This window comes from Bacillus luti (assembly GCF_001884105.1).
In the GTDB taxonomy this organism is placed as follows: domain Bacteria; phylum Bacillota; class Bacilli; order Bacillales; family Bacillaceae_G; genus Bacillus_A; species Bacillus_A luti.
The window spans coordinates 82,577-95,615 of the sequence record NZ_MACI01000093.1; the positions used below are offsets into that span (position 1 = coordinate 82,577).

14 protein-coding genes are annotated in these 13,039 nt (G+C 36.7%); 10 read left to right on the forward strand and 4 right to left on the reverse strand.

Going from position 1 to position 13,039, the window contains the following annotated elements:
* Positions 1-58 precede the first annotated feature (58 nt).
* The 4 genes from rpoD (at position 59) to BAQ48_RS23125 (ending at position 3,919) form a co-directional block, all read left to right on the forward strand.
* A complete protein-coding gene (gene rpoD, locus BAQ48_RS23110) occupies positions 59-1,186 on the forward strand; it encodes an RNA polymerase sigma factor RpoD (RefSeq protein ID WP_000764060.1) in 1,128 nt (375 codons plus the stop codon).
* Between the two features lie 385 nt (positions 1,187-1,571).
* Positions 1,572-1,928, forward strand: coding sequence for a cytochrome c550 (cccA, locus tag BAQ48_RS23115; RefSeq protein ID WP_000828147.1), 357 nt, complete (start codon positions 1,572-1,574; stop codon positions 1,926-1,928).
* Between the two features lie 165 nt (positions 1,929-2,093).
* Positions 2,094-2,801 carry a tRNA (adenine(22)-N(1))-methyltransferase gene (locus BAQ48_RS23120; protein ID WP_071712984.1) on the forward strand — a complete coding sequence of 236 codons (708 nt, stop codon included), beginning with the start codon at positions 2,094-2,096 and terminating at the stop codon, positions 2,799-2,801.
* The gene (locus tag BAQ48_RS23125; protein WP_071712985.1) at positions 2,798-3,919 is read left to right on the forward strand and encodes a Nif3-like dinuclear metal center hexameric protein; all 1,122 of its coding nucleotides are present in this window, start codon (positions 2,798-2,800) and stop codon (positions 3,917-3,919) included. Before BAQ48_RS23120 ends, BAQ48_RS23125 begins: the two co-directional genes overlap by 4 nt.
* Positions 3,920-3,959: 40 nt before the next feature.
* Here BAQ48_RS23125 and BAQ48_RS23130 read toward each other — a convergent pair whose 3' ends face one another.
* On the reverse strand, positions 3,960-4,910 hold the full coding sequence (locus BAQ48_RS23130; RefSeq protein ID WP_000706674.1) for a 4-hydroxy-3-methylbut-2-enyl diphosphate reductase: 951 nt from the start codon (positions 4,908-4,910) through the stop codon (positions 3,960-3,962).
* Between the two features lie 89 nt (positions 4,911-4,999).
* A complete protein-coding gene (gene vrrA / locus BAQ48_RS23135) occupies positions 5,000-5,758 on the reverse strand; it encodes a VrrA/YqfQ family protein (RefSeq protein WP_071712986.1) in 759 nt (252 codons plus the stop codon).
* Between the two features lie 180 nt (positions 5,759-5,938).
* On the opposite strand from vrrA, the gene BAQ48_RS23140 reads away from it, so the two are divergent.
* On the forward strand, positions 5,939-7,249 hold the full coding sequence (locus BAQ48_RS23140; protein ID WP_000194033.1) for a DEAD/DEAH box helicase: 1,311 nt from the start codon (positions 5,939-5,941) through the stop codon (positions 7,247-7,249).
* Between the two features lie 134 nt (positions 7,250-7,383).
* A complete protein-coding gene (locus tag BAQ48_RS23145) occupies positions 7,384-8,280 on the forward strand; it encodes a deoxyribonuclease IV (RefSeq protein WP_000912452.1) in 897 nt (298 codons plus the stop codon).
* A 27-nt stretch (positions 8,281-8,307) separates the two neighbouring features.
* Here BAQ48_RS23145 and BAQ48_RS23150 read toward each other — a convergent pair whose 3' ends face one another.
* A complete protein-coding gene (locus BAQ48_RS23150) occupies positions 8,308-8,562 on the reverse strand; it encodes a DUF2624 domain-containing protein (protein WP_001048964.1) in 255 nt (84 codons plus the stop codon).
* 149 nt (positions 8,563-8,711) lie between these two features.
* Between BAQ48_RS23150 and BAQ48_RS23155 the strand changes: the two genes are divergently transcribed.
* The 4 genes from BAQ48_RS23155 to BAQ48_RS23170 all read left to right on the forward strand — a co-directional run bounded on the left by BAQ48_RS23155 (position 8,712) and on the right by BAQ48_RS23170 (position 11,861).
* A complete protein-coding gene (locus tag BAQ48_RS23155; protein ID WP_000435965.1) occupies positions 8,712-9,590 on the forward strand; it encodes a YitT family protein in 879 nt (292 codons plus the stop codon).
* A gap of 240 nt (positions 9,591-9,830) precedes the next feature.
* Complete coding sequence (locus BAQ48_RS23160) at positions 9,831-10,601, forward strand: metal ABC transporter ATP-binding protein (RefSeq protein ID WP_071712987.1); 771 nt, start codon at positions 9,831-9,833, stop codon at positions 10,599-10,601.
* The gene (locus BAQ48_RS23165) at positions 10,601-11,434 is read left to right on the forward strand and encodes a metal ABC transporter permease (protein WP_071712988.1); all 834 of its coding nucleotides are present in this window, start codon (positions 10,601-10,603) and stop codon (positions 11,432-11,434) included. Before BAQ48_RS23160 ends, BAQ48_RS23165 begins: the two co-directional genes overlap by 1 nt.
* Before the next feature lie 13 nt (positions 11,435-11,447).
* Entirely contained in the window at positions 11,448-11,861 is a 414-nt protein-coding gene (locus BAQ48_RS23170) for a Fur family transcriptional regulator (protein ID WP_001054515.1), read from the forward strand.
* 34 nt (positions 11,862-11,895) lie between these two features.
* Here the strand turns inward: BAQ48_RS23170 and ispG are convergent, their stop codons facing one another.
* Positions 11,896-12,999, reverse strand: a complete 1,104-nt coding sequence (gene ispG / locus BAQ48_RS23175; protein WP_161114734.1) for a flavodoxin-dependent (E)-4-hydroxy-3-methylbut-2-enyl-diphosphate synthase — start codon at positions 12,997-12,999, stop codon at positions 11,896-11,898.
* Between the last annotated feature and the right edge of the window lie 40 nt (positions 13,000-13,039).

The window sequence follows — 13,039 nt, forward strand, 5'->3', positions numbered from 1 at the left end:
TTTTTTGACAAAGTTTTAGTATAATGAATGTTTGTATCTCGCGTAAGGAGGGGAACAGATGGCTGATAAACCAGCTCGTTCTAAACAAATTGAAACTGAAATGACCCTTGAGCAAGTGAAAGAACAACTCACTGAGCTCGGAAAAAAACGTGGCGTTCTTACATATGAAGAGATTGCAGAACGCATGAATGGATTTGAAATTGAATCCGATCAAATGGATGAATACTATGAATATTTAGGTGAACAAGGGATTGACTTAGTTGGCGACAATGACAACGACGAAGGCCCTAATAATCGCCAAATAGCAAAATCGGAAGAAGAATTTGATCTCAATGATTTAAGTGTACCACCTGGGGTTAAAATCAACGATCCTGTTCGTATGTACTTAAAAGAAATTGGTCGTGTAGATTTATTATCTGCAGAAGAAGAAATTCGACTTGCAACGCGTATTGAAGAAGGCGATGAAGAAGCGAAACGTCGTCTTGCAGAAGCAAACTTACGTCTTGTAGTAAGTATTGCAAAGCGCTACGTGGGCCGTGGTATGCTTTTCTTAGACTTAATTCAAGAAGGGAATATGGGTCTAATTAAAGCAGTTGAAAAGTTCGATTATCGTAAAGGTTTCAAATTTAGTACGTATGCAACTTGGTGGATTCGCCAAGCGATTACACGTGCCATTGCAGACCAAGCGCGAACAATTCGTATTCCAGTTCACATGGTTGAAACAATTAATAAGTTAATTCGTGTACAACGTCAATTATTACAAGATTTAGGACGCGAACCATCTCCAGAAGAGATTGGTGAAGAAATGGATCTTGCACCAGAAAAAGTACGTGAAATCTTAAAAATTGCACAGGAGCCAGTTTCTCTTGAAACACCAATCGGTGAAGAAGACGACTCCCATTTAGGTGACTTTATTGAAGACCAAGAAGCAACATCGCCTGCGGACCATGCAGCGTATGAATTGCTAAAAGAACAATTAGAAGATGTGTTAGATACACTAACAGATCGTGAAGAAAATGTTCTACGTCTTCGCTTTGGTTTAGATGATGGACGAACTCGTACGCTTGAAGAAGTTGGGAAAGTATTCGGCGTAACGAGAGAGCGTATCCGTCAAATCGAAGCAAAAGCACTTCGTAAGTTAAGACATCCGAGCCGTAGTAAACGTCTTAAAGATTTCTTAGAATAGGTTCTGTTTAAGTTTACTTCACTTTTGTGAAGTAAACTTTTTTATTTTGTTAATTTTTGTTAAAATTTAGCTATCGGCAACGATTACAATTTCTTGTAATTTATTTTACAGAATTGTCTTTTGATTTGCAAATGCTCATTTTTCGATTTTTCGATTAATTTTGTTTATTCTATACAAAATTATATGTAGAAAAGTGAAAAATATGATGAGAAACGTTAATAATTATCGAAATAATAAGCGATATGACAACAAAAAACAATAAACTGAATTTATGGAATATTTTTAACAAGTGGTAGTTTACTCTTTTCTGATAGAGCGTTTTCAAGTACAATGGAAATGACTGAATCATCTAACTATTTAGGGGTATAGAGGGGGGAGAAGAGATATGAAACGTAATCCGCTGATTCCGTTCGCTCTTATTGCAGCATTGGGTATTATCGTTATGTTTGTATTTTCATTTCAGGGGCTAAATAAATCTAAAGAGTTAGCTGATGCAAAAAATGGCGGGAAGCCAGCACAAACAGCATCAAAACCAGAGGATATTGTGAAGCAAAGCTGTACGAGCTGTCATGGTGATCAGTTACAAGGGGCAGTAGGACCTAATTTACAAAAAATTGGTGGAAAGCTTTCGAAAGAAGAGATTCAAGAAGTTATTTCGAAAGGAAAAGGAAATATGCCGCCAAACATAGTTCCGGCTGATCAAGCTGCTAAAGTAGCTGATTGGTTATCGAAGAAAAAATAAAGTTCCGTATGACAAGTCTTTTGCTTATGCAAAGGGCTTGTTTTTCTATATTTTCTAAAATACGATGAATGATAAAGAAGTGAATTGTTGTTATAGGCTTGCAACAACTACTATAAATTCATTATCATGGAGACAGACTGACAAGAGAAGGAGTAATGGAAATACATGAATGAAGTAAAGCTTTCAAAACGATTAGAAGAAGTTGTACGTGAAATACCGGTAGGGTCTACAGTTGCTGATATTGGATCGGATCATGCGTATTTACCGTGTTATACAATTATAAATAATATTGCTACAAAAGCAGTTGCTGGAGAGGTTGTAGATGGACCATTTCGCTCTGCGCAAGCAACTGTAGCTGAAAGTGGCTTACAAGATAAAGTAGATGTACGTAAAGGGAATGGATTAGCGGTAATCACACCAGGAGAAGTAGATGTAATTACGGTTGCCGGAATGGGCGGAGCGTTAATTCGTGACATTTTAGAAAGTGGTAAAGAAAAATTAGAAGGTGTAACGCGTTTAATTTTACAGCCGAATATTGCAGCACATCACATTCGTGAATGGTTTATTGAAAATGGTTGGGAGCTTATCCATGAAAAAATCGTAAAAGAAGATGGGAAAATTTACGAGATTTTAGTAGGTGAGCGAGGAAATGTTGTAGCGCCTTACTCTGAAAATAAACAAGCTGAATTGTTTATGGGATCATTTTTAATAAAAGAAAAAAGTGAAGCTTTCGTTGAAAAATGGGAAGGAGAATTAAAAAACTTCCAAAATATTTTAAAACAGTTAGAACGTGCGGCTGATTCTGAAGAAACAAAAGCGAAGCGTGAGGAAGTAGAAGCGAAAATGAAAATGATAAGGGAGGTTTTATCATGAGTAAAATTCCAAATGGCCATGAAATTATTTCTTTATTTGAAAGTATGTATCCGAAGCATTTGGCAATGGAAGGAGATAAGATTGGCCTGCAGATTGGAGCACTTAATAAACCCGTGCAGCACGTATTAATTGCGTTAGATGTAACGGAAGAAGTTGTGGATGAAGCAATTCAATTAGGAGCGAATGTCATTATTGCTCATCATCCTTTAATTTTTAACCCGTTAAAAGCGATTCATACAGATAAGGCGTATGGGAAAATTATTGAAAAGTGTATTAAAAATGATATTGCAATCTATGCAGCACATACAAATGTGGATGTTGCTAAGGGCGGGGTAAATGATTTACTTGCTGAGGCGTTAGGATTGCAAAATACAGAAGTTTTGGCACCGACATACGCAGAAGAAATGAAAAAAATCGTTGTGTTTGTACCTGAAACTCATGCAGAAGAAGTAAGAAAAGCATTAGGAGATGCAGGAGCTGGTCATATCGGCAATTACAGCCACTGTACGTTTAATAGCGGGGGTACAGGCACGTTTGTACCTCAAGAGGGGACAAATCCTTATATCGGGGAAACTGGGCAGTTAGAACGCGTAAACGAAATGCGAATCGAAACGATTATTCCAGCTTCACTACAGCGAAAAGTGATTAAAGCAATATTAACGGCACATCCATATGAAGAAGTAGCGTATGATGTGTATCCACTGGATAATAAAGGCGAAACATTAGGGCTTGGAAAAATAGGATATTTACAAGAAGAAATGACACTTGGACAGTTTGCAGAGCATGTAAAGCAATCATTAGATGTAAAGGGTGCGCGCGTTGTTGGGAAATTAGATGATAAAGTGCGCAAAGTAGCTGTACTTGGTGGTGATGGTAACAAATATATCAATCAAGCTAAATTTAAAGGAGCGGATGTATATGTAACAGGTGACATGTATTATCATGTTGCTCATGATGCGATGATGCTCGGTTTAAATATAGTTGACCCAGGACATAACGTTGAAAAAGTAATGAAGCAAGGTGTGCAGAAGCAATTGCAAGAAAAAGTAGATGCAAAGAAAATGAATGTAAACATTCATGCTTCGCAGTTACATACAGATCCATTTACATTTGTATAAGAAAAGTAAAAACCGTTGCTCATATAGGCAACGGTTTTTATTATTGTTCTTTTTTCACTTTCACGCGAGGTAATATTTTTTGTAACGGTACTTTTCGAACTCTCTCCCATGTAGCGGGATTCATTGGGTCATATTGATCTAAGAAAGCGATAACTTCTTTTGTAATTGGTGTTGGAGTAGAAGCGCCTGCTGTAACAGCTACGTTTTCTACACCTTGTAGCCATTCTAATTTGATTTCACTTACGTCAGCAACGCGGTATGCTTTCGTACCAGCGATTTCTTGTGATACTTGTGCTAAACGGTTTGAGTTGTTACTTTTCGGATCACCAACAACAATTGTTAAGTCGGCAACATCTGCTTGTTTAGCGACAGCTTCTTGGCGAACTTGAGTTGCTAAGCAAATTTCTTTATGGAATTCTGCTGTTGGGAATTTCTTCTGAATGTCCTCCATTAAATGTTGAACATCCCATTGGCTCATCGTTGTTTGATTCGTAACTAAAATTTTATCAGTTGGAATTTCTAACGTTTTTAAATCATCAGCTCTTTCGATAAGATGAACGATATCAGGTGCAATACCAACCGCGCCTTCTGGTTCGGGATGGTTTTTTTTACCGATATAAATGACATGGTATCCTTCAGCCTTCTTTGCTTCAATAAGATCATGTGTTTTTGTAACGTCTGGACAAGTGGCATCGATTGTTGTTAAACCTTTTTCTTTTGCACGTTGTTTAACTTCTGGAGAAACACCGTGTGCAGTGAAAATAACAGTACCCGATTCGATTTTATCCAAAATTTCTAATCGACTTGGACCGTCTAATGTAATGATGCCATCTTCTTCGAATGCATCTGTTACATGTTTGTTGTGAACAATCATACCTAAAATATAAATAGGTCTTGGTAATGATGTATCTAATGCGGCGTTACGTGCAATAACCATCGCGTCCACAACACCGTAGCAATAACCACGAGGGGAAATTTTAACAATTTTCATATGAGTAATCCTCTCCTTCTAAACAAGGGATACTTTTGTGCATAGTCTTTTACATTATAAAGGAGGAGTGGATAGAAAACAAAGGATTGTTACACATATAGTTTTGGTTTTGTTGCTATTTTTTGAACAGGCTCCTCTCGTACTTCTTTTTCTATGACTGGCTCAATCACTATTTTTTTTCTTTTTCTTTTTTTTTGTGGAGGAGGTGAAGTTGCTACCTCAACCTTTTCTGCTACGTCTTCAGCCTGATTTTCAGCCTGATCTTCTTCCGTACTTTTTCCAGAGGTGAGGATTTTAACAATGCTTGGTAGGTTACGCATAATAGGACCGTACTGTTCGACGACAGGGCTTACAGATTGAACGACTTGGGATACTTTTTCAATATTGTTTATCATATTAGTTGGATTCGAAATTAAGTTCGCAAAAAAACTACCGATGCCGCTACTCGATGCTGCTGTAGTTGCTGCACCGCCGCGCGTTTCATTTGATTCATACATTTGAGGGGGCATCATTTGCTCAGGATGCTGCTGCATGTATGGCTGATATTGCTGTGAGTATTGCTGCGGATATTGTTGTTGGTATTGCTGTTGATATTGCTGCTGGTATTGTTGTTGATATTGGGGTGGCGGTTGCTGCTGATGTTGATGCATCATTGGAGGCCCTTCCATTTGTCGATAAGGTGAGACCATTTGCATGAAAGGCTCGGTTGGATCGTGTTTTTTAAAGAGTTTAGCAAGAAATCCTTTCTTTTTTTGTGCCATCGGTGGTAGTTGTGGAATTGGATATGGTGTGTAAGGTTGCTGTCCTGGATTCGGATACATTTGCCTTATAGGGGATTTCGGAAACATGTGAGAAATCCTCCTTTCTTCAGTTAGGTATATACACATACAATATGCAATGAAAGGGAAGAAGGTTAGTTTTTAAAGGAAAAACCTAAACTAAAGATGGATTTTACTTGTAGATTTCGATATAATGTAGACTTGACTGATTTGTGCGCGCAGTAGAAATTTAGAAAGAAGGTGTAACTTATGACACAACAAACTTTTACACAGTATGATTTTAAACCATTTTTAATAGATGCAGTTCGTGAACTACGCTTTACAGAGCCGACAGGAATTCAACAGAAAATTTTCCCGGTCGTGAAAAAAGGTGTAAGTGTAATTGGACAATCCCAAACAGGTTCTGGGAAAACACATGCATATTTACTTCCTACACTGAACAGAATTAATCCAAGTCGTGAAGAAGTACAACTTGTTATTACAGCGCCTACTCGTGAGTTGGCACAACAAATTTACGAGGAAATCGTGAAATTAACAAAGTTCTGTGCGGAAGATCAACTGATTACAGCGCGTTGTTTAATTGGTGGAACTGATAAACAACGATCAATTGAAAAGTTGAAAAAACAACCTCATATTGTAGTTGGAACACCAGGACGTATTAAAGACTTAGTAGAAGAACAAGCGTTATTTGTTCATAAAGCAAATACGATTATTGTCGATGAAGCAGACTTAATGCTTGATATGGGATTCATTCATGATGTAGATAAAATTGCAGCACGCATGCCTAAAAACTTGCAAATGCTAGTTTTCTCTGCAACAATTCCTCAAAAACTAAAACCGTTTCTGAAGAAATATATGGAGAATCCAGAGCATATTCATATCAATCCAAAACAAGTTGCGGCTGGAAATATTGAACATTATTTAGTACCTTCTAAACATCGTAACAAAATCGATTTAGTGAACAAAATGTTGCTACAATTTAAACCGTATTTAGCAGTTGTTTTTACGAATACGAAGAAGATGGCAGATCAGGTTGCTGACGGATTAATGGAACGTGGCTTAAAAGTTGGACGAATTCACGGAGATTTATCACCGCGTGATCGTAAAAAAATGATGAAACAAATTCGTGACCTTGAATTCCAATATATTGTTGCAACTGATTTAGCAGCACGTGGTATTGATATTGAAGGAATTAGCCATGTTATTAACTATGAGCTTCCATCAGATTTAGATTTCTTCGTTCACCGCGTTGGAAGAACAGCACGTGCAGGTCATTCAGGTATTGCTGTGACAATTTATGATCCAGCAAACGAAGAAGCGTTAGATAGCTTAGAAAAACAACGTCATATCGAGTTCAAACATGTAGATTTACGTGGAGATGAGTGGGCAGATTTAGGTGAACGTCGTCGTCGTAAGAGTCGTAAAAAACCAAATGATGAAATGGACGTTATGGCAACAAAAGTTGTTAAAAAGCCGAAAAAAGTAAAACCGAACTATAAACGCAAACTTGCAACAGAACGTGACAAAGTGAAGAGAAAATATAGCAATAAAAAAAGATAAGGGACTTCCCTTATCTTTTTTTATCCCGCTATTTGCGGGGGCAATAATCAGTGGAGAATGGAAAAAACAATTCACTACATATTTCTACAAATTATGCTATCATTATATCTATTGTATATTGAAGAGGTGATTGTATGTTAAAGATTGGATCTCATGTTTCCATGAGTGGTAAGAAAATGTTATTAGCAGCAAGTGAAGAGGCTGTTTCATACGGTGCAACGACGTTTATGATTTATACAGGTGCACCGCAAAATACAAGAAGAAAACCAATTGAAGAATTGAACATAGAAGCAGGAAGAAAACATATGGAATTAAACGGTATTGAAGAAATTATCGTACATGCGCCATATATTATTAATGTTGGGAATACGACGAAGCCAGAAACATTCCAATTAGGTGTAGACTTCCTTCGCATGGAAATTGAAAGAACATCAGCATTAGGTGTGGCGAAACAAATCGTCCTTCACCCAGGTGCGCACGTTGGTGCAGGAGCAGATGCTGGTATTCAACAAATTATTAAAGGGCTTAATGAAGTATTAACGCCAGACCAGACGGTTAACATTGCGTTAGAAACGATGGCAGGAAAAGGAACGGAATGCGGCCGTAGTTTTGAAGAAATTGCAAAAATTATTGATGGTGTAAAATATAATGAAAAACTATCAGTATGTTTTGATACGTGTCATACGCACGATGCAGGATATGACATTGTAAATGACTTTGACGGTGTATTAAACGAATTTGATAAGATTGTTGGTATCGATCGTTTACAAGTACTTCATATTAATGATAGTAAAAATGTACGCGGCGCAGGAAAAGACCGTCATGAAAATATCGGTTTCGGTCATATCGGTTATAAAGCGTTGCATCACATTGTACATCATCCGCAGTTAATGAACGTGCCGAAAATTCTTGAAACACCGTATGTAGGTGAAGATAAAAAAGATAAGAAGCCACCATATAAATTTGAAATCGAAATGCTGAAAAATGGTACGTTTGATGAGGGGATTCTTGAAAAAATTAAAGCGCAATAATAATAAGGAGGGGGACTTTTCCCCTCCTTATTTTAGTAGTTGTTGAAATAAAGTATTTACTTGTTGAGCGGTAGTAGGAGAGGTTACTTTTGCGATTTGTTTTAAGAGCTCTAGTCTCTCATTGTTATCGTAAATGTTAATATTCTTTCCTTTTATAAGTACAACAATTTGATCAGCTTGTGCAGCCGTAATTGGAACTTCATATTCTTTACTATATTTCAATAACTCTTTTGTGGAAATGTGATTTAATTTTTTATTTACAAGTTGTTTAATGAGGTTCATCGAGTTATCCTCCTTCACACGTTCTTCTATCGAAATATATGAGTACGTAGCTTGTACATATTCGTATAGAGTTTCTTTTTTCATGAGAAAAAGAAGCGTATGTTATAATATAAGGACAAAACTATAGAAAAAGAGTATGGGGAGGATTTATGGAGCAAAAGCAACATCGAAAAGAAAGTGTTATTCATCTTATTTATCGTTTAGTTATGATTGTTTTTGGGGCAGCATGTGCGGCGGTAGCAATTGAACTATTTTTAATGCCAAATAAGATTATTGATGGTGGAATTATTGGTATTTCTCTTATTTTAGATTATCTTACTCCTAATATTTGGTGGTTAAGTTTCTCAACTTTGGTTGTTGTTCTCAATATTCCGTTTATGTATTCAGGTTATAAGCAAATCGGAAAAACATTCATGCTATCTTCGGCGTTCGGTATTGTAGCTTTAGCGTTTATTGAATCAACGTTACATGCTGTTCCGCCATTTACAACAGAGCCTATTTTAGCGACAGTGTTTGGTGGTCTTATTTTAGGGCTTGGTGTAGGACTCGTTATTCGTCATGGTGGATCAATGGACGGAACAGAAATTATGGGTATTTTATTAACGAAGAAATTACCTTTCTCCGTTGGCGAATTTGTAATGTTTGTGAACTTATTCATTTTTGCATGGGCAGCATTTGTATTTGGTGTTGAACAAGCTATGTATTCTGTTATGACGTATTACATCGCATTCAAAACGATTGATACAGTCATTCAAGGGTTAGATGAAACGAAAGCCGTTTTAATTGTATCAGATCAATATGAGGAAGTATCAAATGCGATTTTGCATCGTCTCGGTCGTGGAACTACAAAGCTTGTAGCGAAAGGCGGTTACACGGATAAAGAAAAAGAAGTGATCTATGCAGTTGTAACGCGTCTGGAAGTGACAAAGTTAAAATCAATTGTGTATGAAATTGATGCGAATGCGTTTGTTACGATTATGAGTACACAAGAGACAAATGGTGGTAAGTTTAAATCGGCAATTCACTAAAAATGTATCCGGTAAAAGCCCTCACCAATCGATAGAGGATGGCCTTATCTAATTAAGGTTTCACTTTATAGGAATATTTTTCGAAAGCAGAGAATTTTTCTCTGCTTTTTGTTATAATAGTAAGGTTTCTTGAAATAAATGATATATTTTAGGCAGATTGGTTTACAACTATAATAAGCTGTACTATAATTCAAATAGATATAAATCGGAATCATTCTGAATTAAAATAGGTGAGATGCTATGAATAATATATTGGAAATAGAAGGATTAACGTTTCGATACGAAGATCGCAACGTGTTAGAAGATATTAATTTGCAAGTTCCGAAGGGAGCTTTTTTAGGTTTAGTTGGGCCGAACGGTTCAGGGAAATCGACTTTACTTAAATGTTTATTGGGTGTTTTAAAGCCGAAACAAGGAAGCATTCGATTGTTTGGTATTGATAGTAAGAAGTTTAAAGAATGGAATAAAGTTGGTTATGTATCACAAAAGGCAAGTAGTTTTAACTCAGGTTTCCCAGCAACAGTTTTTGAGGTCGTGTCAATGGGACTTGTTTCGAAAAAAGGTCTTTTTCGCTTCTTTACGAAAGATGATAAGAAAAAAGTAGAAAAAGCAATTGCTGATGTCGGTATGAGTGAATTTCAAGGACGCAATATTGGAGAACTTTCTGGTGGACAACAACAACGTGTATTTATTGCTCGCGCACTTGTAAGTGATCCACAATTGCTTATTTTGGACGAGCCTACTGTTGGGATCGATGTGAAAAATGTAGAAAGCTTTTACGAGATATTAGAGGATTTAAACAAAAGGTTGGGCATCACGTTAATTCTTGTTACGCACGATATGGGAGCAGTTACCGAGAAGGTAACACATGTTGCATGCTTAAACCAACATCTACATTTCCATGGTAATGTAGAGAAATTCCGAGAGTTAGAAGATGCAGAAATGTCTATTTTATATGGGCATCATGTTCACCGTTTAGAACACGAACATGAGCATCACGGGAGGATATAATGATACAAGATTTTTTACAATATGACTTTTTACGTAACTCTTTATATGCAGGGATTTTAATAGGACTTGTCGCGCCACTTATTGGTGTGTTTGTTGTCATTCGCCGCATGTCGCTTATTGCAGATGCATTAAGCCATGTGACGTTATCAGGTATTGCGGCAAGTTTATTACTTGAAAAAACAATTTTTACAGGTGGATTTTTAAATCCTCTATATATGGGGATGATTTTCTCAATAGGTGGAGCGTTACTAATTGAGAAGTTACGAACTGTATATAAGCATTATCAAGAATTAGCGATTCCAATTATTCTTTCAGCGGGAATGGGAATCGGTGTTATTTTCATTTCGCTTGCCAATGGATTTAACACAGATTTATTTAGTTATTTATTTGGTAGTGTAAGTGCTGTTACAAGTACGGATTTAATTATTATCGGTATTGTAGCAATTGTTGTTATTGCAACGATTATTTTATTATATAAAGAGTTGTTTTTACTATCATTTGATGAAGAATATGCTGTATCAACTGGTTTGAGTGCAAAGTGGATTCACTTTATTTTTATTATTTTAGTTGCGCTTGTTATCGCGGTATCAATGCGTGTTGTAGGTGTTCTTCTCGTATCATCTTTAATGACATTACCAGTTGCAGCAAGTATTCGTATTGCAAAAGGATTTAAACAAACCATTTTCTTTTCCATTTTATTTGGTGAAATTGCAGTAATTGGTGGAATGTTTGCTTCGTATCAACTTGATCTAGCACCAGGTGGTACAATTGTTATGATAGCAGTTCTTATTTTAATCGGTGCAATTTTATGGAAGAAGAAAAAAACTGCATAAAGTAGGGATAGGTATGAATCTAACAGAAGCTTTACGCCTAATGAAGGAAAAAGGATACAAACATACGGGGAAAAGGGAAGAGATGCTGAGATTATTCGCAGCTCATAATCGTTATTTAACTGCAAAAGATGTTTTAGAGCATATGAAGGATGATTATCCAGGACTCAGCTTCGATACGATTTATCGTAACTTAACGGTTTTTGCTGAAATTGGTGTTTTAGAGCAAACGGAATTAAATGGTGAAAAGCATTTTCGTTTTACATGTTCAATTATGGAACATCATCATCATTTTATTTGTTTAGATTGTGGAGGGACGAAAGAGATTACTTCCTGCCCAATGGATTTTATGAATAAAGATTTTAACGGTTATGAAGTAACGGGTCATAAGTTTGAAATATACGGCCGTTGTCCAAAATGTGCAAAATAAAAGCTCGTCGGTTATAGAACTGACGAGCTTCTTTTTATTGTTCTTGTGTTTCTTTTTCTTTTTCTCGTTCAGCAGCCATTTCAGCAGCAATTACATCGATTTCTTTTTTCAGTTCTTCTACCATTGTTTCCTCTGGTACTTTACGAACGACTTGCCCTTTACGGAATAATAATCCTTCTCCGCGTGCACCAGCAATACCGATATCAGCTTCACGAGCTTCACCAGGACCGTTTACAGCGCAACCAAGTACTGCAACTTTAATTGGTACTTGAAGTGTAGAAATATATTCTTCTACTTCATTAGCGATGCTAATTAAATCAATTTCAATACGACCACAAGTTGGACAAGAGATCAGTGTTGCTGCATTAGATGCAAGACCGAATGACTTTAATAGTTCACGCGCAACCTTTACTTCTTCAACTGGATCAGCACTTAATGAAATACGTAGTGTATTTCCGATACCTTTGCTTAAGATTGCACCAAGACCAGCGGCACTCTTTACAGTTCCGGCAAATAATGTTCCAGATTCTGTAATACCTAAATGTAATGGATAATCAAAAGCGCGAGCAGCTTTCTCGTATGCTTCGATTGCTAAGTTAACATCAGAGGCTTTCATTGATACGATAATATCATGGAAATCTAGGTCCTCTAAAATTTTAATATGGTGTAGTGCGCTCTCAACCATACCATCAGCAGTTGGATAGCCATACTTCTCTAAAATATGGCGTTCTAATGAACCAGCGTTTACACCGATACGGATTGGAATACCGCGCTCTTTTGCCGCATTTACAACAGCTTCTACTTTATGGCGACGGCCAATGTTACCTGGATTGATACGTACTTTATCAATGCCACCTTCAATTGCTTTTAAAGCAAGGCGATAATCAAAATGAATATCAGCAACAAGTGGAATGTTGATTTGTTTTTTAATATCAGCAATAGCATTTGCTGCGCGTTCATCTGGAACGGCAACACGAACAACTTGACAGCCAGCTTCTTCTAAACGTTTAATTTCAGCAACTGTTGCTTCAACATCATGTGTTTTTGTTGTTGTCATACTTTGTATAATTAATTCATTATTACCGCCAATTGTTAAATTACCGACTTTAACTGGACGTGTTTTTGTACGATGAGTCATTTCATTCACGAATAGATCGCTCTCCTTATAAAAGAAGTTT

Excerpts from the sequence above, each read along its gene's own strand:
- rpoD (WP_000764060.1), top strand. The coding sequence starts at position 59 with ATGGCTGATAAACCAGCTCGTTCTAAACAAATTGAAACTGAAATGACC.
- BAQ48_RS23125 (WP_071712985.1), top strand. The coding sequence starts at position 2,798 with ATGAGTAAAATTCCAAATGGCCATGAAATTATTTCTTTATTTGAAAGT.
- BAQ48_RS23170 (WP_001054515.1), top strand. The coding sequence starts at position 11,448 with ATGAATCTAACAGAAGCTTTACGCCTAATGAAGGAAAAAGGATACAAA.
- BAQ48_RS23120 (WP_071712984.1), top strand. The coding sequence starts at position 2,094 with ATGAATGAAGTAAAGCTTTCAAAACGATTAGAAGAAGTTGTACGTGAA.
- ispG (WP_161114734.1), bottom strand. The coding sequence starts at position 12,999 with ATGACTCATCGTACAAAAACACGTCCAGTTAAAGTCGGTAATTTAACA.
- BAQ48_RS23140 (WP_000194033.1), top strand. The coding sequence starts at position 5,939 with ATGACACAACAAACTTTTACACAGTATGATTTTAAACCATTTTTAATA.
- cccA (WP_000828147.1), top strand. The coding sequence starts at position 1,572 with ATGAAACGTAATCCGCTGATTCCGTTCGCTCTTATTGCAGCATTGGGT.
- BAQ48_RS23165 (WP_071712988.1), top strand. The coding sequence starts at position 10,601 with ATGATACAAGATTTTTTACAATATGACTTTTTACGTAACTCTTTATAT.
- BAQ48_RS23160 (WP_071712987.1), top strand. The coding sequence starts at position 9,831 with ATGAATAATATATTGGAAATAGAAGGATTAACGTTTCGATACGAAGAT.
- BAQ48_RS23155 (WP_000435965.1), top strand. The coding sequence starts at position 8,712 with ATGGAGCAAAAGCAACATCGAAAAGAAAGTGTTATTCATCTTATTTAT.
- BAQ48_RS23130 (WP_000706674.1), bottom strand. The coding sequence starts at position 4,910 with ATGAAAATTGTTAAAATTTCCCCTCGTGGTTATTGCTACGGTGTTGTG.
- BAQ48_RS23145 (WP_000912452.1), top strand. The coding sequence starts at position 7,384 with ATGTTAAAGATTGGATCTCATGTTTCCATGAGTGGTAAGAAAATGTTA.
- BAQ48_RS23150 (WP_001048964.1), bottom strand. The coding sequence starts at position 8,562 with ATGAACCTCATTAAACAACTTGTAAATAAAAAATTAAATCACATTTCC.
- vrrA (WP_071712986.1), bottom strand. The coding sequence starts at position 5,758 with ATGTTTCCGAAATCCCCTATAAGGCAAATGTATCCGAATCCAGGACAG.